At 66.4% G+C, this 22,998-nt stretch carries 24 protein-coding genes; 10 read left to right on the top strand and 14 right to left on the bottom strand.

From position 1 onward, the window contains the following. The first annotated feature begins 129 nt into the window (after positions 1–129). Entirely contained in the window at positions 130–765 is a 636-nt protein-coding gene (locus ACN0TP_RS02755; protein ID WP_417216284.1) for an O-methyltransferase, read from the top strand. A gap of 91 nt (positions 766–856) precedes the next feature. On the opposite strand, the gene ACN0TP_RS02750 is transcribed toward ACN0TP_RS02755, so the two are convergent. From ACN0TP_RS02750 to ACN0TP_RS02740, 3 genes are all read right to left on the bottom strand, one after another. Continuing rightward, on the bottom strand, positions 857–1,024 hold the full coding sequence (locus tag ACN0TP_RS02750) for a DUF3117 domain-containing protein (RefSeq protein ID WP_372697985.1): 168 nt from the start codon (positions 1,022–1,024) through the stop codon (positions 857–859). Positions 1,025–1,129: 105 nt separating this feature from the next. After that, positions 1,130–1,474, bottom strand: a complete 345-nt coding sequence (locus tag ACN0TP_RS02745) for a DivIVA domain-containing protein (protein WP_417216282.1) — start codon at positions 1,472–1,474, stop codon at positions 1,130–1,132. A gap of 2 nt (positions 1,475–1,476) precedes the next feature. Next, a complete protein-coding gene (locus ACN0TP_RS02740) occupies positions 1,477–2,262 on the bottom strand; it encodes a TIGR00730 family Rossman fold protein (RefSeq protein WP_417216280.1) in 786 nt (261 codons plus the stop codon). A 120-nt stretch (positions 2,263–2,382) separates the two neighbouring features. Here ACN0TP_RS02740 and ACN0TP_RS02735 point away from each other — a divergent pair, with 120 nt between their 5' ends. The 4 genes from ACN0TP_RS02735 to ACN0TP_RS02720 all read left to right on the top strand — a co-directional run bounded on the left by ACN0TP_RS02735 (position 2,383) and on the right by ACN0TP_RS02720 (position 5,753). After that, positions 2,383–3,162: an amino acid ABC transporter ATP-binding protein gene (locus ACN0TP_RS02735; RefSeq protein WP_417216277.1), complete on the top strand. Its 780-nt coding sequence runs from the start codon at positions 2,383–2,385 to the stop codon at positions 3,160–3,162. A gap of 54 nt (positions 3,163–3,216) precedes the next feature. Next, positions 3,217–4,038, top strand: coding sequence for a glutamate ABC transporter substrate-binding protein (locus tag ACN0TP_RS02730; RefSeq protein ID WP_417216275.1), 822 nt, complete (start codon positions 3,217–3,219; stop codon positions 4,036–4,038). A gap of 132 nt (positions 4,039–4,170) precedes the next feature. Beyond that, positions 4,171–4,848, top strand: coding sequence for an amino acid ABC transporter permease (locus tag ACN0TP_RS02725; protein WP_417216272.1), 678 nt, complete (start codon positions 4,171–4,173; stop codon positions 4,846–4,848). Then, on the top strand, positions 4,845–5,753 hold the full coding sequence (locus ACN0TP_RS02720; protein ID WP_417216270.1) for an amino acid ABC transporter permease: 909 nt from the start codon (positions 4,845–4,847) through the stop codon (positions 5,751–5,753). The genes ACN0TP_RS02725 and ACN0TP_RS02720 overlap by 4 nt, the downstream gene beginning before the upstream one ends. Positions 5,754–5,876: 123 nt before the next feature. On the opposite strand, the gene dapE is transcribed toward ACN0TP_RS02720, so the two are convergent. Further along, positions 5,877–6,995 carry a succinyl-diaminopimelate desuccinylase gene (dapE, locus tag ACN0TP_RS02715; RefSeq protein WP_417216267.1) on the bottom strand — a complete coding sequence of 373 codons (1,119 nt, stop codon included), beginning with the start codon at positions 6,993–6,995 and terminating at the stop codon, positions 5,877–5,879. A gap of 42 nt (positions 6,996–7,037) precedes the next feature. Here dapE and dapD point away from each other — a divergent pair, with 42 nt between their 5' ends. Both dapD and ACN0TP_RS02705 read left to right on the top strand, forming a co-directional pair. Further along, a complete protein-coding gene (dapD, locus tag ACN0TP_RS02710) occupies positions 7,038–8,009 on the top strand; it encodes a 2,3,4,5-tetrahydropyridine-2,6-dicarboxylate N-succinyltransferase (RefSeq protein ID WP_417216265.1) in 972 nt (323 codons plus the stop codon). A gap of 97 nt (positions 8,010–8,106) precedes the next feature. Further along, the gene (locus tag ACN0TP_RS02705; RefSeq protein WP_417216501.1) at positions 8,107–8,922 is read left to right on the top strand and encodes a hypothetical protein; all 816 of its coding nucleotides are present in this window, start codon (positions 8,107–8,109) and stop codon (positions 8,920–8,922) included. Between the two features lie 18 nt (positions 8,923–8,940). Here ACN0TP_RS02705 and ACN0TP_RS02700 read toward each other — a convergent pair whose 3' ends face one another. The 4 genes from ACN0TP_RS02700 to fdxA form a co-directional block, all read right to left on the bottom strand. Then, positions 8,941–9,546, bottom strand: coding sequence for a hypothetical protein (locus ACN0TP_RS02700; protein ID WP_417216263.1), 606 nt, complete (start codon positions 9,544–9,546; stop codon positions 8,941–8,943). A 135-nt stretch (positions 9,547–9,681) separates the two neighbouring features. After that, entirely contained in the window at positions 9,682–10,965 is a 1,284-nt protein-coding gene (locus ACN0TP_RS02695; protein ID WP_417216260.1) for a citrate synthase, read from the bottom strand. 80 nt (positions 10,966–11,045) lie between these two features. Continuing rightward, positions 11,046–12,182, bottom strand: coding sequence for a succinyldiaminopimelate transaminase (dapC, locus tag ACN0TP_RS02690; RefSeq protein WP_417216258.1), 1,137 nt, complete (start codon positions 12,180–12,182; stop codon positions 11,046–11,048). Between the two features lie 15 nt (positions 12,183–12,197). Next, positions 12,198–12,521, bottom strand: coding sequence for a ferredoxin (fdxA, locus tag ACN0TP_RS02685; RefSeq protein ID WP_417216256.1), 324 nt, complete (start codon positions 12,519–12,521; stop codon positions 12,198–12,200). 131 nt (positions 12,522–12,652) lie between these two features. Here fdxA and ACN0TP_RS02680 point away from each other — a divergent pair, with 131 nt between their 5' ends. Continuing rightward, complete coding sequence (locus tag ACN0TP_RS02680) at positions 12,653–12,922, top strand: hypothetical protein (RefSeq protein WP_417216253.1); 270 nt, start codon at positions 12,653–12,655, stop codon at positions 12,920–12,922. Here ACN0TP_RS02680 and ACN0TP_RS02675 read toward each other — a convergent pair. Next, positions 12,919–14,208, bottom strand: a complete 1,290-nt coding sequence (locus ACN0TP_RS02675) for an MFS transporter (RefSeq protein WP_417216250.1) — start codon at positions 14,206–14,208, stop codon at positions 12,919–12,921. The two genes, ACN0TP_RS02680 and ACN0TP_RS02675, sit on opposite strands and share 4 nt — an antisense overlap. Before the next feature lie 128 nt (positions 14,209–14,336). Between ACN0TP_RS02675 and ACN0TP_RS02670 the strand changes: the two genes are divergently transcribed. Further along, entirely contained in the window at positions 14,337–14,831 is a 495-nt protein-coding gene (locus ACN0TP_RS02670) for an ArsR/SmtB family transcription factor (protein WP_417216247.1), read from the top strand. A 58-nt stretch (positions 14,832–14,889) separates the two neighbouring features. Here ACN0TP_RS02670 and ACN0TP_RS02665 read toward each other — a convergent pair whose 3' ends face one another. From ACN0TP_RS02665 to ACN0TP_RS02655, 3 genes are all read right to left on the bottom strand, one after another. Continuing rightward, positions 14,890–15,321 carry a hypothetical protein gene (locus tag ACN0TP_RS02665; protein WP_417216245.1) on the bottom strand — a complete coding sequence of 144 codons (432 nt, stop codon included), beginning with the start codon at positions 15,319–15,321 and terminating at the stop codon, positions 14,890–14,892. Continuing rightward, a complete protein-coding gene (gene typA / locus ACN0TP_RS02660; RefSeq protein WP_417216242.1) occupies positions 15,308–17,230 on the bottom strand; it encodes a translational GTPase TypA in 1,923 nt (640 codons plus the stop codon). Before typA ends, ACN0TP_RS02665 begins: the two co-directional genes overlap by 14 nt. Positions 17,231–17,542: 312 nt before the next feature. Continuing rightward, positions 17,543–19,375 (bottom strand): ABC transporter ATP-binding protein, encoded by a 1,833-nt coding sequence (locus ACN0TP_RS02655; RefSeq protein WP_417216239.1) that lies wholly within the window; start codon positions 19,373–19,375, stop codon positions 17,543–17,545. A 103-nt stretch (positions 19,376–19,478) separates the two neighbouring features. On the opposite strand from ACN0TP_RS02655, the gene ACN0TP_RS02650 reads away from it, so the two are divergent. Further along, positions 19,479–20,114, top strand: coding sequence for a PH domain-containing protein (locus tag ACN0TP_RS02650; RefSeq protein WP_417216236.1), 636 nt, complete (start codon positions 19,479–19,481; stop codon positions 20,112–20,114). Positions 20,115–20,148: 34 nt separating this feature from the next. Here ACN0TP_RS02650 and ACN0TP_RS02645 read toward each other — a convergent pair whose 3' ends face one another. Together ACN0TP_RS02645 and ACN0TP_RS02640 are read right to left on the bottom strand one after the other, a co-directional pair. After that, positions 20,149–21,282, bottom strand: coding sequence for an ABC transporter permease (locus ACN0TP_RS02645; RefSeq protein ID WP_417216233.1), 1,134 nt, complete (start codon positions 21,280–21,282; stop codon positions 20,149–20,151). Continuing rightward, complete coding sequence (locus tag ACN0TP_RS02640) at positions 21,279–22,823, bottom strand: ABC transporter permease (protein WP_417216230.1); 1,545 nt, start codon at positions 22,821–22,823, stop codon at positions 21,279–21,281. Before ACN0TP_RS02640 ends, ACN0TP_RS02645 begins: the two co-directional genes overlap by 4 nt. Positions 22,824–22,998 lie beyond the last annotated feature (175 nt).

Genomic DNA, 22,998 nt, shown 5'->3' with positions numbered 1-22,998 from the left:
GTAGAACCACTGGACAGACGCCCCCATCCTGGGCGCGCCCGTGGGCCACCAGCTACGGCGCTAAGATGGTTCGGGACCCTCCGGTCCCCAGCAAGGCACCCCCCCGATCCCGAGGAAACATCCCACCCCATGAGCTCCGACAAGCACAGCAGCTGGTCCTACACCGAGGCATTGCCCGTCGAGGACGACGTGATCACCCGGGCCCGCGAACGCGCCTACGAACTCGGTGTTGCCCCGGTCGGTCCGGGCATCGCCTCGCTGCTGCAGGTCCTGGCCGCCACTTCCAAGGCGCGCACCGTGGTCGAGGTCGGGTCCGGGGTCGGCGTCTCGGGTGTCAGCCTGTTGCGCGGCCTGTCACCGCAAGCGGTGTTCACCACCATCGACATCGACGTCGACCATCTCAATGCCGCACGCCAGGCCTACCTGGATGCCGGCATCCCGGCCAACCGCACCCGCACCATCGGCGGGCGGGCCCGCGATGTCCTCCCCCGGCTGACCGACGGGGCCTACGACCTGGTCTTCATCGACGCCGACAAGCCGAACCTGGTGGAGTATGCCGAACACGGCGTGCGGCTGCTGCGCGCCGGGGGCATGCTCATCATCAACGACGCGTTGGACGGCGACCGGGTCCCGCAGCCGGCAGTGCGCGAGCGCAGCACCGTGGCGGCACGCCAGGTCGGAAGGATGCTGCGCGAGAACGAGGACCTGACGGTCACCACGGTGCCCACCGGCACCGGGCTGCTCCTGGCGGTACGCACCGCCTGAGCCGGCCCGCCCCACAGGCAAAAGGCAGGAACACGGCCCGCGCCGACGTTCCTGCCTTCCACGTTGTCCAGCATCATCGTGCGGAGGTCAATCAGTCGGTGACGCCCACCAGGCACGCCTTCAGCTCCGCTGCCTCGTCCGCGTTCAATTCAACGACCAGACGGCCTCCGCCATCAATCGGAACCCGCATGATGAGGCTACGGCCTTCCTTGGTAACCTCCATGGGGCCATCCCCGGTACGCGGTTTCATCGCAGCCATTAATGCTGACTTCCTTCCTGGATGTCACGGTCCCACCCGGGCCCGCGGTTCGTCTCTGACGAGGGGGAAGTTCGCCGCCCCCATTTTTTCAACCTGCACTTCATATTATTCCGGAGATTGGTTCGTGGCGCTAATCACAGGTCCCCGCCGTGTCGCATCGAGCTCCTCCTGAAGCCGGTCGATCTCCCCCGCCAGCACGGCCAGCACCTCGTCGACCTGGTCGCAGCGGTAGCCGCGCAGGCCAACGCCCAGGCGCATGTTCGCCACGTCCTGGGCCGTGGGATGTTCGGGGAGCAGGACCGGCGGAAGCGACGGGACGGACTCGGCCAGGCCCAGGATCGGCCCGGACGCCGGAAGCGCCGGCCCGGCCTCCGGCCGCCGCCGGCCCACCGCCAGGAAGACCACGATCCCGACCAGCACGACGCCGATGAACACCAGCAGGTACTGCACGGCTAGACCTGCTCCGTCGACGCGCCGTTGCCGCCGGTGGCCCAGCGAACTGCCTCGGCCGGGTTGTCGGTCAACCGCAGGAGGTCCAGGTCCGGGGCCGAGACGGCCCCTTCCTCCAGCACGGTGTCGCGCAGCCAGTCGATCAGCGGGCTCCAGTAGCCGACGCCCAACAGGACGATCGGGAAACTGGTGACCTTCTGTGTCTGGACCAGGGTGAGGGCCTCGAAGAGCTCGTCGAGGGTCCCGAAGCCGCCGGGCAGGACCACGAAACCCTGGGAGTACTTCACGAACATCGTCTTGCGGGCAAAGAAGTAGCGGAAGTTGACGCCGAGATCGACCCATTCGTTCATGCCCGTTTCGAACGGCAGCTCGATCCCCAGCCCGACGGAGACCGCACCGGCGGTGCAGGCTCCGTGGTTGGCCGCCTCCATGGCCCCCGGCCCGCCGCCGGTGATGACCGCATAGCCGGCAGCGCCCAGGAGCTCGCCGACCCTCCGGGCCTGCTCGTAGCGCGCCGATCCGCGCTCGGTGCGGGCGGAGCCGAAGACGGAGATCGCCGGTCCCAGGTCCGCCAGGGTGCCGAACCCCTCGACGAATTCGCTCTGGATGCGCAGCACCCGCCAGGGATCCGTATGGGTGAAGTCCTCACCGTCGGGCCCCGACTCAAGGAGCTGCTGGTCGGACTGGGCGACCTTCGCCTGGTCCCGGCGCAGGATCACCGCCCCCTTGCGTCGGGCCTTTTCCTGGAGCGCTTCCGTCGTCTGACGTGGGTCTGGGGAGTCTGGCATGGTTTCAGCCTAGCGCTGCGGGTCCCTTTCACGTGGACCGGCAAGAATTTTGTAAAGATTCGGTCACTAACACCGTCCGGCTCAGTTGTGTCGCGTGTTACATCGACTACTGTTCAACCCATGAGCAATTCATCACGCACCGGCACCGAGGCGACGGCAGGGGCCCCCGTCGTCCAGCTGAAGAAGGTCAACAAGCACTACGGCGCCCTTCACGTGCTGCAGGACATCGACCTGGAAGTCGCCCGTGGCGAGGTGGTGGTCGTGCTGGGGCCCTCCGGTTCCGGCAAGTCCACGCTGTGCCGGGCCATCAACCGGTTGGAGACGATCGACGACGGGTCCATCCACATCGACGGCGAGAAGCTGCCGGAGGAAGGCAAGGCACTGGCCAAGCTCCGTGCCGACGTCGGCATGGTCTTCCAGTCCTTCAACCTCTTCGCGCACAAATCCATCCTCGAGAACGTCACGCTGGGGCCGATCAAGGTCAAGGGCGTCAAGAAGGCAGAGGCCGAGAAGCTGGCCATGGAACTGCTCGAACGCGTCGGGGTCGCGAACCAGAAGGACAAGCTGCCCGCGCAGCTCTCCGGTGGCCAGCAGCAGCGCGTGGCGATTGCCCGCGCCCTGGCCATGCGGCCGAAGGTGATGTTGTTCGACGAGCCGACCTCGGCGCTGGACCCGGAAATGATCCAGGAAGTCCTGGACACCATGGTCGGGTTGGCCAAGGAGGGCATGACCATGATCGTGGTGACCCACGAGATGGGCTTCGCCCGCAAGGCCGCGGACCGTGTGGTCTTCATGGCCGACGGCCAGATCGTTGAACAGGCCACCCCCACCGAGTTCTTCACCAACCCGCAAAGCGACCGGGCGAAGGACTTCCTGGGCAAGCTCATCACCAACCACTAACCACGCACCAAAGTCCGGGTCCCACTCCCCGGAACACAACACAAGGAGAAGCACATGCGAAAGACCGGTTATGCATTCGCCGCCATGGCGGCGGCAGCGGCCCTGACCCTGACCGCCTGCGGCGGAGGCTCGGGTGACGACGGCGGCGACAAGGTCAAGATCGGCATCAAGTTCGACCAGCCCGGACTCGGTTTCAAGGACGGCAACACGTACAAGGGGTTCGACGTCGACGTCGCCAAGTACGTCGCCAACGAGCTCGGCTACCCGGAGGACAAGATCGAGTTCGTCTCGGCTCCCTCGGCCAACCGCGAGACCATGTTGCAGAACAACCAGGTCGACATGATCTTCGCCACCTACTCCATCACCGACGAGCGCAAGAAGGTCGTCGACTTCGCCGGCCCCTACTTCATTGCAGGCCAGGACCTGCTGGTGAAGAAGGACAGCGACATCACCTCGCCGGAGGACCTGAACGGCAAGAACCTCTGCTCGGTCACCGGCTCGACGTCGGCGCGCAAGGTCAAGGACAAGTACGCCTCGAAGGTCAACCTGCAGGAACTGCCGGGCTATGCCGAGTGCGTGACCCAGATGGCCGGCGGCACCATTGACGCCGTGACCACCGATGACATCATCCTGGCCGGCCTGGCCGCCCAGCCTGCCTACCAGGGCAAGTTCAAGATCGTCGGCAAGCCGTTCACCGAGGAGAAGTACGGTGTGGGCATCCCCAAGGGATCCGACAAGTGCGAGGACATCAACAAGGCCATCACCAAGATGATCGACTCCGGTGAATGGAAGAAGGCACTGGATGCCAACACCGAGGGAACCGGCTACACCCCGAACGCCAAGCTGAACCCGCCAAAGCCCGAGGCCTGCGCCTAGGGACCTTCCGTGATGTCCCCGGCACCGCCGGGGACATCACCGGCACCGGGTGGATCCCAACCTGTGGGATCGACCCGCATCAACCTCCCCACGGTGCCGCCAGACCCACGGCCACCCAGATAGAGGCAGACAGTGGATAACTATCTTTCAATCTTCACCGAATACAACATCCCCGGGGCCCTGTGGGTCAACATCGAGTTGACCTTCTTCGCGGCCATCGGCGCGTTGGTCCTCGGCACGATCCTCGCCATGTTGCGCATCTCCCCCGTCGCAAGCTTCGCGGCCATCGGGACCTCCTACGTCAACATCATCCGCAACACGCCGCTGACGATCATCATCCTGTTCGGCGTCCTGGCCCTCAATGGCCAGCTCGGTTTGAACCTCGGCGGTGGATTCCAGCAGAATTTCTTCCGCCTGGCGATCATGGGGTTGGCGATCTACCACGCGGCCTTCGTCTGCGAGGCCATCCGCTCCGGCGTCAACACCGTTCCCCTGGGCCAGGCCGAGGCGGCCCGCGCCATCGGGCTGGGATTCCTGCCGGCTGCCCGCATGGTGATCCTGCCCCAGGCATTCCGCGGTGCCATCGTTCCGTTGGGAAACGTGCTCATCGCCTTGATCAAGAACTCGACGGTCGCCGCCGTCGGCTCGGTGTCCATTGAGGCGTCGGCCACGATGAGCGCGATGCTCGACGTCCGCGCCGACATCGTCATCCCCATCTTCCTGACCTTCGCCGCCGGATTCGTCATCATCGTGATCCCCGTTGGCCTGTTGACCACCTGGCTCTCCAAGAAACTGGCGGTGTCCCGATGAGCGCTTCGATCCTGTTCGACACACCCGGTCCGAAGTCACGGCGCAACACCCTGATCATCAACATCATCGGCGCCCTGGCCATCGTGGGCATCCTGTGGTGGATCATCGGCGGCCTCGCCTCGAAGGGCCAGATGCAGGCGTCCCAGTGGGACGACTTCATCCAGCTCCACACCTGGACCGACTACCTGCTCCCCGGGCTGGCCAACACGTTGAAGGCCGCGGGCCTGGCGATCGTCGGTTCCATCCTGTTCGGCCTGATCTTCGGCATCGGGCGGCTGTCCACGAACTGGCTCATCAATGCCATCTGTTCGGTGATCGTGGAATTCTTCCGGGCGGTCCCGGTCCTGCTGATGATCGTCTTCTTCAACATCTTCCTGTCGCGGACCCTCGAGATCAGCACCAACAGCGCCATGTGGGCCGTTGTCGCGGCCCTGGTGTTCTACAACGGGTCGGTGGTTGCCGAGCTCATCCGCTCCGGTGTGCACAACCTGCCCAAGGGACAGCGTGAGGCGGGCATTGCCATCGGCCTGACCCGCGGCCAGTCGCTGCGCATCGTGGAGATCCCCCAGGCCCTGGTGGCCATGTTGCCGGCATTGATCGGGCAGTTCGTGGTCATCCTGAAGGACTCGGCGCTCGGCTACATCATCAGCTTCAACGAGCTGTTGTTCTACGGCCGCACCTACTCATCCCCCAACGGGAACGTGCTGCAGGCGCTGATTGTGGTCGCCGCGGTGTTCATCATCATCAACTTCACCCTGTCGAAGATCGCCACGATCCTCTCCCGCCGGCTCTCAAGCCGCGGGGTCAGCAAGACGAAGCCGGGAGCTGCAGCCCTCGTGGGAGGCCCGGCCGGGTTGGAAGATGTAGAACCGGGCGGAGGCAACACCGCACCGACGAAGTCCTAGGCGGTTTCCCCAAGACACCGTCGTCGGCCAGAACAGACCAGGCCCCGATCCCGGAACCACCCGGGATCGGGGCCTCGTCGTTTCCCGCAGGGAGGCGCCTCGGGGCACCTGGATACTTCTATTTCAGGGCGCCAACCACCGGTTCAGTGCAGCGTGGCACTCCCGGAGTGCCTGGGCACTGACGTGTTCGTTGTCGCTGTGCGCCAACAGTGCGTCACCCGGACCGAAATTGACGGCGGGGACCCCCAGTTCGGAGAACCGGGCCACATCGGTCCACCCGTATTTGGGTTTTGGTTCCGCACCCACTGCTGCGACGAAGGCCGCTGCCGCCGGATGGTTCAGCCCGGGTCGGGCCCCTGGCGCGCCGTCGGTGCGCTCGATGTCGTGGCCCGGGAGCAGCCCGCGGACATATGCGTCGGCCTGCTCGACGGTCTTGCTGGGCGCGAAGCGGTAGTTGATCTCGACCTCGGCGGCATCCGGAATGACGTTGCCTGCGGTGCCACCACCGATCCGCACCGCGTTGAGGGACTCCCGGAACGCCAGCCCATCGACATCGACGGTGGCCGGCTGGTGGGCCTGCAGCCGGGAGAGGACGTCGGCGAGATCGTGGATGGCGTTGTGCCCCATCCAGGCGCGTGCCGAATGGGCTGCCGTGCCGCTGGTGCGCAGCAGGAACCTGGTGGTGCCGTTGCAGCCGCCCTCGACCGTTCCGTTGGTCGGTTCGAGCAGGATGGCGAAATCGGCTTCGAGCAGCTCCGGGGAGTTGCGCAGCAGGCGTCCGAGACCGGATTTGGAGGCCTCGACTTCCTCATGGTCGTAGAAGATGAAGGTGATGTCGCGGTTAGGTTCGACCAGCTCGGCGGCAATGGCCAGTTGGACCGCGACCCCGCCCTTCATGTCGGTGGCTCCCCGCCCGTACAGGACCTCCCCCTCCCACGACGAGGGAACGGTTCCGCGCGATCCTTCGGTGGTCGGCAACGGCACGGTGTCCAGATGCCCTGCCAGCACGATGCGTTCGGCGCGGCCGCAGCGGGTGCGGGCCACCACGGTGTCACCATCGCGATGGACCTCCAGGTGGTCCCGTGCCAGCAGATACGACTCCACGGCATCGGCGATGGCCCCCTCGTTTCCGGAGACGGACTCGATGTCCATCAACGACTGCGTGAGCAGGACCACATCGGTGGTCTCGGGCAGGCGGGGGCGGGCGGTTTCCGGGGTGGGCACGGCATGTTGTTCAGTCACGGATCCAGACTATCCCGTGCCGTCACGGCTACCATGGGATGCATGACTTCCACCTCGGCCCAGCCCAGTCCTGCCACGACCGACTCCGCCGCACCGGTACGCATCGCCTCGGCTTCCGGCCTCGCCACCATCGCAGCCGATGGCACCGTTCTGGATGTCTGGTTCCCGGCTCCCGTGCTCGCCCCGCTGGACGAGGCACCCCAGCTCTCCGGGGAGCTGGCTGCCGCCGCCACCGACGATCCGGACCGTGGAACCACGCAGAAGGTCGTCGAACTCGAAATCAACCTCGACGTCGCCCCGGCCGACACTGCCGATGTGTGGCTGCGCCTGCATCTGCTCTCGCACCGGCTGGCCGCACCGAACACCATCAACCTCGACGGGATCTTCGGCTTCCTGGCCAACGTCGTCTGGACCAACTACGGCCCCTGCCCCGTGGAGGACTTCGAGCGCATCCGCCTGCGCCTGCGCTCCCGCGGCCAGGTCACCGTCTACGGGGTGGACAAGTTCCCGCGGATGGTCGACTACGTGCTGCCGCAGGGTGTGCGCATTGCCGACGCCGGACGCGTCCGCCTGGGTGCCCACCTGGCCGAGGGCACCACCGTCATGCATGAGGGTTTCGTGAACTTCAACGCCGGCACCCTGGGTTCCTCGATGGTCGAGGGCCGTGTTTCGGCCTCCGTCGTGGTCGGCAACGGCTCCGACGTCGGCGGTGGCGCCTCCATCATGGGGACCCTGTCGGGGGGCGGCAAGGAGAAGATCACCATCGGGGAGCGCGTGTTGCTGGGCGCCAATTCCGGTGTGGGGATCTCCATCGGCGACGATTCGGTGGTCGAGGCGGGACTCTATGTCACGGCCGGCACCCGCGTGCAGCTGGAGGGCAGGACGGTCAAGGCACTGGAACTGTCGGGCGTCCCGAACCTGCTCTTCCGCCGCAATTCCACCACTGGTGCGGTCGAGGCCCTGGCGCGTGAGGGGCAAACCGTGGAACTGAACTCTGCGTTGCATGCCAACTGACCTGCGGGACAGCGTTTTCTCGCTCTCCACCCACTCCACCGGTGGCCACCCACCGGCCGGACCGCTGCACCGGCGCCACCGTGGGCTGCGCGCCTTCATGGCCATCGTCCTCGGGGCCGGCGTCGTGACCGGTGGCGTCTACGCGGCCTCCCGTTTCCTGAACCAGGAACAGACGCTGGTCCGGGAGCGCTGCACCGCCGTCGTGGGACCTGACCAGCATCAACTCGACCCCGACCAGGCGGCCAACGCGGCGCTGATCGCCGCCGTCGCGGTGAAACGCGGGATGCCGGCCCGGGCCGCGACGATCGGGATCGCCACGGCGGTGCAGGAATCGAAGCTGCGCAACATCGACTACGGCGACCAGGCCGGCCCCGACTCGCGTGGCCTGTTCCAGCAGCGGCCCTCGCAAGGTTGGGGCACGCAGGCGCAGATCATGGATCCGCTGTATGCGGCGAACCGGTTCTACCAGGAGCTGGAAAGCTTCGACTACCGGACGATGCCGATCACCGAGGCCGCCCAAAAGGTCCAGCGCAGCGCCTTTCCCGAGGCGTACGCCGACCATGAGCCGGAGGGCCGGGCGTATGCCTCCGCCCTGACCGGCTACTCCCCCGCCGCGCTGAACTGCATCCTGCGCCGGCCCACCGCCGCCGGGGACCCCGCGGCCAGTGCCGCACGGCTCACCGCAGCCTACGGCACCCTGCCCGTGACCACGGGCGCCCACAGCCTGACCGTCACCGCATCCGGCACGAAGGGCTGGTCGGTGGCCCAGTGGGCCGTGGCCAACGCCGCGGACCAGCAGATCGTCTCGGTCAGCCATTCGGGGTTGTTGTGGAACCGTGCCGAACACCAATGGGTTCCCGCGTCCACCAAATCCTCGCGCGTGGTCATCACGTTCGCCGACGCCGCGTCCTAGCCCCGACCGCCGGGCCCTTCAGAGCAGGAAGCGGATGACCGGTTCCAGGAAGCTTCGGTACAGGCCGGCGTCGCGGGAGAGGTCCTGGCTGAGGATCACCGTGTCGGGGTCAACGAACCAGGCACGGCGCTCGGCCAGGGGCAGTTCCAGCAGCTTCAGGTGCATCGAACGCGGATCCCGCTCCAGTTCCAGGGCACGTTCGGCGATCATCTCCTCCAGCAACCGCCGGCGCCCGCTGGCGTGGTGCTCGGAGCTGATCTGGTTGTATTCGGCCAACCTGTCGCGGCTCCAGCTCAGGGCCGAGCCGTAGTGGGCCCGCAGCAGGCGCTGCAGGGTGGGTGAATCGGCGAAGTAGGGGAATCCCGGTGGGGCGAACATCGCCTCGACCTCCGGACCCCCGTGCAGGATGCGGTGCCACCAGTCCTGCCACTCCTGCCGCAACTCGGCGGTGCGGCACTCCGGGACCTCCGCCGCGGCACGGGGCTTGACCAGGGGGGCCAACGGGGCGATCTCCGGTGCCCCCCGGTGTTCGATGCCCGCCAGGTCGCGGACGTACAGCGCGAGCAGCATCGGACCGTGGCTTTGCGCCGAAACCTGCCATCCCTCACCACGGAATTCGTACATGTGGTCTTCCTTTGTCCGTCGAACCCCTTTCAGAATAGGCCCGTGCGCCGGTTCCGGGTAGCACCGTGCACGAACGGCGGCCGCCCACCCCGTGAAGGGAGGACGGCCGCCGTCGTGCAGTGGCAGGCGCCGGGCTCAGAGGCCCGGGTAGGTGCGTTCGCCTTCGCCCACGTAGAGCTGGCGCGGGCGCCCGATCTTCAGGGCGGGGTCCCGGGCCATTTCGCGCCACTGGGCAATCCAGCCGGGCAGGCGTCCGATGGCGAACAGGACGGTGAACATCTTCTCCGGGAAGCCCATGGCCTTGTAGATCAGGCCGGTGTAGAAGTCCACGTTCGGGTAGAGCTTGCGCTCGATGAAGTAGTCGTCGGCGAGGGCGCGCTCTTCCAGGCGCATGGCGATGTCCAGCAGCTCGTCGTTGCCGCCGAGCTTGGCCAGGATGTCGTGCGCTGTGGCCTTGATGATCTTCGCGCGCGGGTCGTAGTTCTTGTAGACCCGGTGCCCGAAGCCCATGAGGCGGACGCCGTCTTCCTTGTTCTTGACCTTCTCCATGAAGTCCTCGGGCTTGATGCCGTCGGCCTGGATGCCGCGCAGCATCTTCAGCACCGCCTCGTTGGCGCCGCCGTGGGCGGGGCCGAAGAGCGCGCTGATGCCCGCCGAGATGGAGGCGAACATGTTGGCGTTCGAGGAGCCGACCAGGCGGACCGTGGAGGTCGAGCAGTTCTGCTCGTGGTCGGCGTGCAGGATCAGCAGCTGGTCCAGTGCCTTGACCAGGTCCGGGTCCAGATCGTACGGCTCGGCGGCGATGCCGAAGTTCAGCCGCATGAAGTTCTCCACCAGATTCATCGAGTTGTCCGGGTAGAGCAGCGCCTGGCCGACCGACTTCTTGTGGGCGTAGGCGGCGATGACCGGGACCTTAGCCAGCAGGCGGATGGTGGAGAGCTCGACCTGTTCGTCGTCGAAGGGATCCAGCGAGTCCTGGTACCAGGTCGACAGGGCCGACACGGCGGAGGAGAGCACCGGCATGGGGTGCGCCTCGCGCGGGAAGCCGCCGAAGAAGCCCTTGAGCTCCTCGTGCAGCAGGGTGTGGCGGCGGATCTTCTGGTCGAACTCCTCCAGCTCGGTGGCCGAGGGGAGGTTTCCGTAGATCAGCAGGTACGAGGTCTCGAGGAAGCTGGACTTCTGGGCCAGCTGCTCGATCGGGTAGCCACGGTAGCGCAGGATGCCGGCGTCGCCGTCGATGTAGGTGATGGCCGACTTGGTGGCGGCCGTGTTCATGAAACCGGGGTCGTAGGTGACGTTGCCGGTGCCCTTGAGCAGGGAGGCGACGTCGAAGCCGTCGTTGCCTTCCGAGGCCGCAACGACCGGGAGCTCGAGCTCGTTTCCCGCATACGCCAGGCGGGCGGAATCATTATCCGTCATGGTTTCTCCTTACCGGAGTACATAGTTGTACAAACAAGCAGTAATCAGGCCCCACGCTACCGCCACGGGGCCCCGCTGCACTAATTGGCGAGACGTTTCGCGACCTGCGCCGCACCTGTCAATCGCCCGGCCGCGGCGGCGATCCGTTCGTCGGTGGCGGTCAGTGCGATGCGCACGTAACCGTGGCCGGCGTCCCCGTAGAACGTGCCCGGGCCGGCGACGATGCCCAGGTCGGCGAGCCGCGAAATGGTGGTCCAGGTGTCCTCGCCGGCGCTCGCCCACAGGTAGAGGCCCGCCTCGGAGTGGTCGATCCGCAGCCCGAAGGCCTCCAGAGCGGGGACCAGCAGGGCCCGGCGGGCCCGGTAGCGGTCTTTCTGTTCGGCCACGTGCCCATCGTCGCCCAGGGCGACCCGCATGGCCTCCTGGACCGGTTGGGGCACGATCATTCCGGCGTGCTTGCGCGAATTGACCAGATGCGGCATCAGGTCCGGGGCACCGGCGACGAAGGCCGCCCGGTAGCCGGCCAGGTTCGACTGCTTGGACAGCGAGTAGACCGACAGCAGGCCGGTGTGGTCCCCACCGCAGACGCGGTCATCCAGGATGCCGGGGAGCACCGTCCCGTCCCAGTCGCCCCAGCCCAGTTCGGCGTAGCACTCGTCGGAGGCGACGACGGCGCCGAGGGTGCGGGCGTCGGCCACCAGGACGGCCAGCGAGTCGACATCACGGACGATGCCGGTGGGATTGCCCGGGGAGTTGACCCAGATGAGCTTCACGCGCGCGCGCACCGCGGGGTCCAGGGTGGACAGGTCATCGGCGGCGACGGCCTCGGCACCGGCCAGCCGGGCGCCGATGTCGTACGTCGGGTAGGCCACCAGCGGGCGGACGACGACGTCGCCGGCGCCCAGGCCCAGCAGCAGGGGCAGCCAGGCGACCAGTTCCTTGGAGCCGACGGTGGGCATCACGTGTTCCGGGTCCAGCCCGGTGGTGTTGCGCCGGCGGGCATACCAGTCGGCGATCGCCTGGCGCAGCGCCGGGGTGCCGTGGGTAGTCGGGTATCCGGGGGCGTCGGACGCGGCGGCCAGCGCCTCGCGCACCAGCACCGGCGTCGGGTCCACGGGGGTGCCGATGGAGAGGTTCACCACGCCGTCGGGGTGCCGGGCCGCACGTTGCTGGTACGGGGCGAGTGCGTCCCACGGGTAGTCGGGCAGGATCAGCATGCTGCCGTCCGGCGCTCAGGCACCGGCCTGCGGGGGCAGGGCGGCGATGATCGGGTGGTCGGTGTGGGTGTTGCCGATCTTGGCGGCGCCGCCGGGGGAACCCAGGACGTCGAAGAACTCGACGTTGGCCTTGTAGTACTCGGCCCATTCCTCGGGGGTGTCGTCCTCGTAGTAGATCGCCTCCACCGGGCAGACCGGCTCGCAGGCGCCACAATCCACGCATTCATCCGGGTGGATGTAGAGGGAGCGTTCCCCCTCGTAGATGCAGTCGACGGGGCATTCCTCGACGCAGGCTTTGTCCTTCACGTCCACGCACGGCTGCGCGATGATGTACGTCACGGTACCCGGGGCCTTCCTTTGCTGTTCGCCTCAAATCTCGCGGCACCCATCGGCGCCGCCAGCTTCCAGCTTAGTCCCGATGCCGCCCCGGAACCGAAGGGCCGCCCCGTGAGCGGCGTTACGATGGCCTCATGCCGGCAGACTTCTTCGACACACTGGAGCCCGGGGAGCGCATCGTGGTCCGTTTTCGGCTGGCGGGCAGCTCCCCCGGGAACGACGACGATGCCCCGGCGGCGAGGGGCCCGCTCTTCAGCGACGTGATCGGGTTCTTCGCCTCGCTCGAGGACGGGGTGCTCACGGTGGAGACCGCCTCCGGGCCCGTCTCGGTTGAACGCGCCGGGATCACCCATGCCAAACGTGTTCCCCCGGCCCCGCAGCGCAGGGCGTCCCGCCGGCGCTAGGTGGCCCCGCCGTCGTGCTCCTGCGTGGAGGGCAGCGAGCGCATGCGGGCCACCGGGGAGAGCAGCAGCGGGAGCACACCGGCCAGGCTGCCGGCCACGCCGATCCACAGGGCCGCGGAGATGCCCAGGGCCGTTCCGAGGAACCCGGCCAGCAGCGAGGCCACCGGCATGACGCCCCAGACGATGAAGCGGATGGACGCGTTCATGCGGCCCAGCAGCCGGGGCGGGCAGATCGTCTGGCGCATGCTGACCTGGATGATGTTGTAGATCAGCACCCCCACGGTCATCACGAACATCGAAGCGGCCAGGATCGCGAACGAGGGGCGCAGCCCGCCGGCCAGGATCGACAGCGGGAACCCCGCCATGCCGCCGGCGGTCAGCAGCGTTCCCAGCACCAGCGAGGGTCCCTCCCCCATCTTGCCGGAGACCCACGGTGTCAGCGACGCGGCGATCAGCCCGCCGACCGCACCGGCCGAATAGACCAGGCCCAGTTCCACGGTGTTCAGGCTCAGGGTGCGCAACGCCAGGATGGGCAGCAACGTGAAGATGATGGTGCTGAAGAAGTTGATGGTTCCGGTGGTGGCCGCGATGGGCCCGATCAACGGGTGCCTCACCACATAGGCCATGCCCTCGCGGATCTCCGCGACGAGGCCGGTCCCGGCGACGCGGGTGGCCGGGATTTCGTCGTCACGGACCCGGGTCAGGCACAGTGCCGAGACGAGGTAGCCGATGGCCTGGCCGATGAACAGCAACGGGGCAGCCAGCACGACCAGCAGGCCACCGCCGAGCGCCGGTCCGGCCAGGCGGGAGACCTGGCCCGTGGTTTCGAGTTTGGCGTTGGCCTCGGAAATCTGTTCGCGCTCGACCAGTGCCGGGATGTAGGACTGGTAGGAGACATCGAAGAAGACGTTGGCGATGCCGATGACCGCCGCGATGATCCACAGGTGCCAGATCTGCAGCAGGTCCTGGTACCACAACAGCGGGATGACCAGCATGGCCAGCATGCGGACCAGATCCGCCCGGATCATGATGCGGCGCTTGATGAAGCGGTCCACCCAGGCGCCCACGGGCAGCCCGACCACCAGGAACGCCACCGTGTTGGCGGCGTTCAGGACGCCGACTTCCCATTCGGTGGCCTGAAGCAGCGAGACGGCCAGGACGGGCATGGCGACGGCACCCAGCTGCGCCCCGAATTGGCTGAGCGTCTGGCCCAACCAGAAGACCAGGAAATTCAGGTCCCGGCGCAGGGGCGTGGTAGGTGGTGACGGAGGTTGGTGCGACGGCATGGTCCCCCCAGTGACCCATTGCGTACCGTCTGGAGCCGATTGAGACTGTGGCCCAGAAGAGGTCATGAAACCCTGCTATGTGATTTGATGATGTCAATCAGTAACGAAATTTATCGTATGCTGAACATATGGCATCAGATGACGAGCTGCAAGCACGTGCGCGGGCGCTGAGTTCGCCCATCCGTCTCCGGATCCTGCGCCTATGCCTCCACAAGTCACGCACCAACAAGGAAATCGCGGACCTTCTGGACATCAATCCCGCTACTTCGTTGCATCATGTCCGCACGCTGCTGGGCACCGGTTTCCTCGAGGCCGAAGAGCCACGCCGGGGCAAGCGCGGGGCCAAGGAGGTCCCCTACCGCAGCACGCGCATGTCGTGGGGGACGAAGCTGCCCGACGCCGCGCCGGTCCTGTTGGAGACGTTCCTGCAGGAGATCAACGGCCTGGCCCCGGACGAGATCCAGGTGATGCGCGTGGGGCTGAAGCTGACGGAGTCGGACCAGCGCGAGCTGCTCTCGCGCATCAAGGATGTCATCTCCGATTACGCGTTGCGCCCGGCCGACGAGGACGGCGTCGCCACCTCGCTGTTCGTCGCCCACCACCTGGACCAGACAGCCAACTGATCGACCGGGGCGCAACCCGGTACTGACCGAGCCGTTCGAGGGCGGATGCCCGCCGGGGTCAGGCGCGACGTGCGCGCGAGCGCAGGCCGCCGGCCGTGATGAAGAGCGCGACGATGGTGGATACGGCGATGCCGTAGGTCCACATCGCCCCCGCCAGAGCCGGCCCGGGGAGGGTTTCGTGGTTCGACCAGCCGATCAGCAGGTGGTTGTGCACGTCCAGTCCGGTCCAGGCGACCAGCCCGTAGGTGAGAACACCGCAGGCGGCAGTGGCCCAGACCCGCTCGGAGTACAGCCCGGCCACGACCGCGAGGCTCCCGGCCAGCACCAGGGCCAGGACTGCGCCCCAGGGCAGCGGGGTGTCCCCCGCATAGGAGATCTGCGCCTGCAGGATCGTCCCGAAGACAGCGGCCAGCACCCCCGTCACGATGGCGACGAGGGTGCCGACCAGCAGCGGGGCGACCCGCTTGCCGGAGGTGTTAGGCGCGGGCACGGGAGCGGGCGGCCTTACCACGCTCGCTGGCGTTGAGGATCACCTTGCGGATGCGGATGGCCTCCGGGGTCACCTCGACGCATTCGTCCTCGCGGGCGAATTCGAGCGATTCCTCCAGGGTCAGCTGGCGGGGCGGGGTGAGGTTCTCGAAGGAGTCCGAGGAAGCGGCACGCATGTTGGTGAGCTTCTTTTCCTTCGTGATGTTCACGTCCATGTCATCGGCGCGGGAGTTCTCGCCCACGATCATGCCCTCGTAGACCTCGGAGGTCGGCTGGACGAAGAAGCTGCCACGTTCCTGCAGGTTGATCATCGCGAACGGGGTCACGACGCCGGCACGGTCAGCGATCATGGAGCCGTTGGTGCGGTACTCGATGTCACCGGTCCAGGGCTCGTAGCCGTCGGCGATCGAGGCGGCGATGCCGGCGCCCCGGGTGTCGGTGAGGAAGCGCGTGCGGAAACCGATCAGGCCGCGGGCCGGGACGGTGAATTCCATGCGGACCCAGCCGGTGCCGTGGTTGGCCATGTTGACCATGCGCCCCTTGCGGGCGGCCAGCAGCTGGGTGACGTTGCCCAGGTATTCGTCGGGGACGTCGATGGTCATCAGTTCCATCGGCTCGTGGACCTTGCCGTCGACAAGGCGCGTGACCACCTGCGGCTTGCCCACTGTCAGTTCGAAGCCCTCGCGGCGCATCTGCTCGACGAGAATGGCCAGTGCCAGTTCGCCACGGCCCTGGACCTCCCAGGCGTCGGGACGCTCGGTCGGCAGGACCTTGAGCGAGACGTTGCCGACGAGCTCGCGGTCGAGGCGGTCCTTGACCTGGCGGGCGGTGACCTTGGCTCCCTTGACCTTGCCGGCCAGCGGGGAGGTGTTGATGCCGATGGTCATGGAGATCGCGGGATCGTCCACGGTGATCAGCGGCAGCGGCTTCGGGTTTTCCAGATCGGTGAGCGTCTCGCCGATCATGATGTCCTCGATGCCGGCGACGGCAACGATCTCACCGGGGCCTGCCTCTTCGGCGGGAACACGGCTGAGGCCCTTGGTGGCGAGCAGCTCGGTGATCTTCACGGTCTTCAGCTCGCCGTCCTGGCGCGCCCAGGCAACCTGCTGGCCCTTGCGCAGGGTGCCGTTGACGATGCGCAGCAGGGCCAGGCGACCCAGGAACGGCGAGGCGTCGAGGTTGGTCACGTGCGCCTGCAGGACCTCGTCCGGGGTGTAGGCCGGAGCCGGGACGTGCGTCATGATGGTCGCGAACAGCGGCTCGAGATCCTCGCTGTCCGGGAGTTCACCGTCACCGGGCTGGTTCATCGAGGCGCGGCCGGCCTTGCCGGAGGCGTAGACGACCGGCACGTTCAGCACCGAGTCAAGGTCCAGGTCCGGAACCTCATCGGCCAGGTCGGAGGCCAGGCCCAGCAGCAGGTCCATCGAGTCGGAGACGACGCCGTCGATGCGTGCATCCGGGCGGTCGGTCTTGTTGACCACGAGGATGACCGGCAGCTTCGCGGTCAGGGCCTTGCGCAGCACGAAACGGGTCTGGGGCAGCGGGCCCTCGGACGCGTCGACGAGCAGGACGACACCGTCGACCATGGACAGCCCACGCTCGACCTCGCCACCGAAGTCGGCGTGGCCGGGGGTGTCGATGACGTTGATCGTGACGTCGTGGCCGTTGGCCGCGGGGCCCGAGTAGAACACGGTGGTGTTCTTGGCCAGGATGGTGATGCCTTTTTCGCGTTCGAGTTCGCCGGAGTCCATGACGCGCTCTTCGGTGTCGCCGTGCGCCGAGAAGGCACCGGTCTGCGACAGCATGGCGTCGACCAGCGTCGTCTTTCCGTGGTCGACGTGGGCGACGATGGCGACGTTGCGAAGATCTTTGCGCGTTGCGCTAGTGGTTTCCGGGGAAAGATCTGACATGCGTTAAGGCTCGCTTCAAGTTGTATTTTTTGGGGTCGGTGACGTGGGGCCACGGCTGACCCAAGAGTCCAGTCTAGACCGTGATGAAAAATTGACCCAAACTTGCGGATCCCCCGGAGGGCCAGCGGGGTCGATCCGGCGTGGTTGTTCCGTATATCCCGGCCATGCCGGCGACCCGCCGGGAGACGCAAATCACACGGAGAGGGTTCCCCCGTCGTGCCGGCCGACGTCGGGCCGGCAAACAAGCGGACGCCACACCTCCCCCCGAGGTGCAGCGTCCGAGTCGTGGCCGGCCCCAGGGGCCGGGTGCTTTTAGGAGGCTTCGCTGTCGGCCAGCAACCGCGCCCGCAGTTCGCGACGCTCGCGCTGGGCGTCGGGGTCGGGAACCGGGACGGCGGCCATCAGGCGCTGCGTGTAGAGGTCCTTCGGGCGTCGCAGGATGTCGTCACGGCTGCCCTGTTCGACGATTCCACCGTGGCGCATCACCACGATGTGGTCGGAGAGGACGTCTATGACGCCCAGGTCGTGGGTGACGAAGAGGCAGGCGAAGCCCATTTCCGCCTGCAGGTTCTGGAACAGGTCCAGGACCTTGGCCTGCACCGAGACGTCCAACGCCGAGGTCGGTTCGTCGGCGACCATGAGCTGGGGTTCCAGCGACAGGGCCCGGGCAATGCCGACACGCTGCTTTTGGCCGCCGGATAGTTCGTGGGGGTAGCGGTTGCGGTAGTTGCGCGGCAGTTCGACCTGGTCGAGCAGGACCTCGATCTTCTTCTGCAGTTCGGCACCCTTGGCCACCTTGGCCAGGAACATCGGTTCGCCGATGGATTCACCAATCGGCAGGCGCGGGTTCAGCGAGCTCGAGGGGTCCTGGAAGACCATTCCGATCTGGCGCCTGACCTCGAAGAGTTCCTTGGACGTCGGCTTGAGCCCGAAGAGCTCGGTGCCGTTGACCTTCAGGGACCCCTCGGCCACGGGGAGCAGGCCGACGGCCGCCCGGCCAATGGTGGTCTTGCCCGAGCCGGACTCCCCGACCAGGCCGACGACCTGGCCCTGGTGCACCGTGAGGTTCGCACCTTCAACGGCACGGAATGCGGGGACCCGTCCCTGCTTGGGGTATTCGATGGCCACGTCCTTGAGCTCGAGCACGACCCGGCGCTCGTCCTTGACTGCGGCGCGGGCGCGGGCTTCCTCGGCTTCCACCTCGAGTTCCCGTTCGCGGATCTCCAGCGTCTCGTGGTCGACCGAGTCCAGTTCGGTACCGGTCGCCGCGGCGACCGCCGCGGAGATGTCGACAGCGGACGACGAGTCGTTGCCGATGCCCAGTTTGGGCACCGCTGCCAGCAACGCCTGGGTGTAGGGGTGCTGCGGTGCGTTGAAGATCTCGTGCGCGGTGCCGTGCTCGACGATGCGTCCCTGCCGCATGACGGCAATGCGATCGGAGAGGTCGGCGACGACGCCCATGTCGTGGGTGATGAGCACGATGGCGGAATTGAGTTTGTTGCGCAGGTTGCGCATCAGGTCCAGGATCTCGGCCTGGACGGTCACGTCCAGCGCGGTGGTCGGCTCGTCGGCGATCAGGAGCTTGGGGTCACAGGAGAGTGACTGGGCGATCATGGCACGCTGGCGTTGCCCGCCGGAGAGCTGGTGGGGGTAGGACTTGAACGCCTTCGCCGGATCCGGGAGCTCGACCAGCTCCAGCATTTCCAGGGCCCGCTTCTCGGCTTGGGCCGGCGAAATCGGGTTGTGCAGCCGCAGCGTCTCGATGATCTGGAAGCCCACGGTGTAGACCGGGTTCAGGGCGGTCATCGGCTCCTGGAAGATCACCGCCACGTCATTGCCGCGGACCTCGCGCAATTTCGATCCGGACAGGCCGATCAGGGATCGTCCATTGAGCTTGACCTCGCCCCGAACGCGGCTGTTCGACGGCAGCAGGCCCAGCAGGGCCATGGAGCTGGCCGATTTGCCCGATCCGGATTCGCCCACGATCGCCAGCACCTCGCCGGCGTTCACGTGGTAGTTCAGGTCGATGGCGGCGGGCACCCATTCCTTGTCCACGCCGAAGTCGACGGAGAGGTTCCGCACTTCCAGCACCGGCTGGTTGCCTGACTGAGTGGCTTCCGTTTCGGGGAGGTTCTTCTTGCTCATCTGGTTCTCATTTCCTTCCGGCGGTGTGCTCGGCACGAGCTCGGCCGTGGGTACGTGTGGCGCCGATTACATGGCTGCCGATAATCCTGAAACTATGTGGGGTATGACTACTGCTTCTCATGCATCCAGTGACTTCACCTTCAGGCCCCGCGGACCGCGGATCCTGGCGGTGGTCCTGATGATCCTGGCCGGGGTGGGCGTGGTGTCGATCCTGGCCACCAGCAGCCTGCATTCCTGGCCGGCGTGCCTGCCGATGATCCTGGTGGGATATGCCGCCTGGCTGATGTTCTGGATGCCGCGCGTTGACGTCCACGAGGCGGGCGTGACCCTGGTCAACCCGCTGCAGACCCTGCTGGTCTCCTGGTCGAGCATCATCATGGTCGACACCAAGTACGCCATGACGTTGGTGACACCCCATCGCCGGTATTCCGCCTGGGCTGCTCCCGCGCCCGGTGTGATCTCCGCGCTGCGTGATGCCCGCAGCTCGGCGAAATCCGAACGGCGGGACAATTCCGGCGCCCGCTATGCGAGCGTCCGGCCCGGAGACCAGCGCAGCAGCGATTCGGGGGTGGTGGCCTCCGTCGTCCGCACGCGGCTCGAGCACCTGGCCGAGGCCGGGGCCCTGGACATCGAGGCAACGGAGAACGCGAAAGCCGTGCGCAGCATTCACTGGTTCCATCTCGGTGTCCTCCTTGTCCTCGTGGTGCTCAGCCTGACGATTCCTGCTGTCCTGATTTGATCCGGTCCCGGGTGCATCCCGGGACCGGACCCGATCAGGCCCGGTGGCTCGGTCCGCTGCCCGGATCCTCTTCTGCCCCGCCGGGTTGATCTGGATCTGCGGCGGTGCGCTCGGCGATGGCAGCCGCCGAGGCCGATTCCTTCACGGCAGAACCGTGGATGCCACGGTCCTTGGCCTTTTTGGAGTTGAACTTCTTCTGGCGTGGGTCGAAGGCGTCGCGCAGTCCATCGCCGATGAAGTTGATCGACAGGCAGATGGCGACGATGAACAGACCCGGGAACCAGAACAGCCACGGTCGGGTGCTGAAGGCCTCCTGGTTGTCGGAGATCAGCGAGCCCAGGGAGACGTCCGGTGGTCGGACACCGAGGCCGAGGAAGGAAAGCGCGGTTTCGAGCAGGATGGCCGAGGACATCAGCAGCGTCACGTTGACGATGATGACCCCAACGGCGTTGGGCAGGATGTGCTTGAACATGATGCGGGTGTTCGAGGCGCCGGCGATGTGGGCGGCGTCGACGAACTCGCGTTCACGCAGGCTGAGGAACTCGCCGCGGACCAGACGGGAGAGCCCCGTCCAGATGATCACGCCGATGAAGGCACCCAGGGTGATGGTGGCCATGTTGCCAGTGACGTGGGTTCCGGCGATGCGGCCGAGCACGGCGGCGAGGATGAGCAGCGGGATGATGATGATGATGTCCACGATGCGCATCAGGACGGCTTCGATCCAGCCACGGAAGTAGCCGGACAGGGCACCGACCACAACACCGATGAACCCGCCGACGGCACCGATGACGAACATGATGATGATCGACTGCTGGGTGCCGCGCATCGTCATGGCGAAATAGTCGCGGCCGATGCGGTCCTGCCCGAAGGGGTGGTCGCCCCAGTTGAACAGGTTCATGAACGTGGGGCGTCCCCCGTCGACCTGGGTGCTGAAGTCCTCGTAGCCGTAGTGCCACCAGCCGGGAATCCCGAGGAAACCGATGGAGGTGAAGGCCATCAAGGCAATCAGGACGAAGACCACGATCGAGACCACGGCTGGGGTGTTGCCGATGAAGCGCTTGCGGACGATCGCGTTCTGCGACAGCCCCTTGACTTCCTCGGGCAGTGCTTCTGCCTCGAGGTCTTCGGGAAGCTGCCCGGAGGGTGTGACTGGACTGGGCGTGGTCATGCTTTAACCCTTACGCGTGGATCGAGTACGGAATAGGCCAGGTCGGCGATGAGGTTGAAGACCAGGGCCAGCAGGCCGGTGATCAGGAAAACGCCCATCACCGGGTTCGGATCGGGAATCGGGAGCAGCGACGCAACGAAGAGGTTGCCCATGCCGGTGAAGGCGAACACGCGCTCCGTGATCACCGCACCGCCGATGAGACCGCCGATGTCGAACGCCACGAGGGTGGCCAGCGGGATCAACGCGTTGCGGAACGCATGGCGCATGACCACGGTCCGCTCCGGCAGGCCCTTGGCCCGGGCGGTGCGGATGTAGTCCATCTGCATGATCTCCAACATGGAGGCCCGCGAATAGCGCGAGTAGCTGGCCAGGGAGACCAGGAGCAGGGCGATCGTCGGCAGCAGCAGGTGGGTGAAGTTGTCCAGGTTGTGGATCCACCAGTTGCCCTCGAGGTTCGGCGTCGAGGAGCCGATCGTCGCGATCGGACGGCCACGGATGCGCCCGTTGCTGAAGTAGTTCGGCCATTCGACCATGAACCGGTCGAGCATCACGAGCCCCGCCACGAAGAACGCTGAGAGCGAGGCGGCACGCATGGACTGGCCCCGGTCGAAGCCGCCCATGAAGTAGCCCACGGCGCAGCCGACCAGGATCGTCACCACTGCGAGTCCGAGGATGCCCCAGCCGGTGATGTTGGAGAACAGCGGGTTCAGCACGTAGTACGCGATGAGCCCGACCGGGACCATGATCAGCGATGAGTAGAGCGCCTTGCGGTTCTTGATGCCCGCCGTCAGCTGTGTCACGAGGTAGGCGACGCCGAGTCCGAAGAGCAGGATCAGGATCGGGCCCAGGCCCGGGGACCTGAACCAGCCGGTGGCCGACAGGGCCACCATGAGGCCTGCGGTGACCGCGGCACCGATGGCGAAGCCGATGAGGCGCCGCACGATGGTCCCGCTCATGAAGAGCACGACGACGATGCCCATGCAGATCGCGGTGATGATCACACTCGTTGGACTGAACACCGGATCTCTGAGGAAGTCATTGAACCCGATGGCCCCGAATTCCTTGAGCAGGACGGCGATCCAGAAGATCGGCAGCGAGAAGAACAGGAAGGCCATGAAGGTGACCGAGTAGTCCAGGGTGCTGTACTGGCGCAGGGCGGTGATGATGCCCAGCGCGATGCCGATGACGATGGCCAGGATGGTGGCCGCGGTGATCAGCAGAATCGTCTGCCCCATCGCCCGGCCGAGGGCGCTGGCCACCGGTTCACCGTTGATGGCAGAACCCAGGTCGCATTTGCCGACGAAGGGCACCACGCACTGGGCGGCGCCGCCGAGCCACTTGAAGTAGCGCAACGGGGGCGGGGTCCCCAGGTCCAGCAACGCAACGCGCTGGGCAATCAGTTGGCTCTTGTTCGGCGCGTTGCTCTCGCGGAGGTCTAGTAGCGGGTCGCCAGCGGCGGCCGTGAGCTGGTAGACGACGAACGACGCGCCCAGGAGGATGAGCACGGCGGTGACAAGCCGCCGGATGATGTAGGTCACCATGGAAATTAGCCTCTTGGTAGAAGATCCCGGGGATCACCCGGTAGTACTTTCGCTGAAGTGTAGTTCACCTCACAGCACCCGGGAAGGAGGGAAATCCCAATCACTTCCCCTGGCCCGGTCAAGGAACTATGTGGAACGGGCTGGCCCGGACCAATCAGTGGAAACCTTTCCACTG

Source organism: Arthrobacter sp. (assembly GCF_048266065.1).
Taxonomy (GTDB): domain Bacteria; phylum Actinomycetota; class Actinomycetes; order Actinomycetales; family Micrococcaceae; genus Arthrobacter_H.
This window is presented reverse-complemented; position numbering and strand designations above follow the sequence as displayed.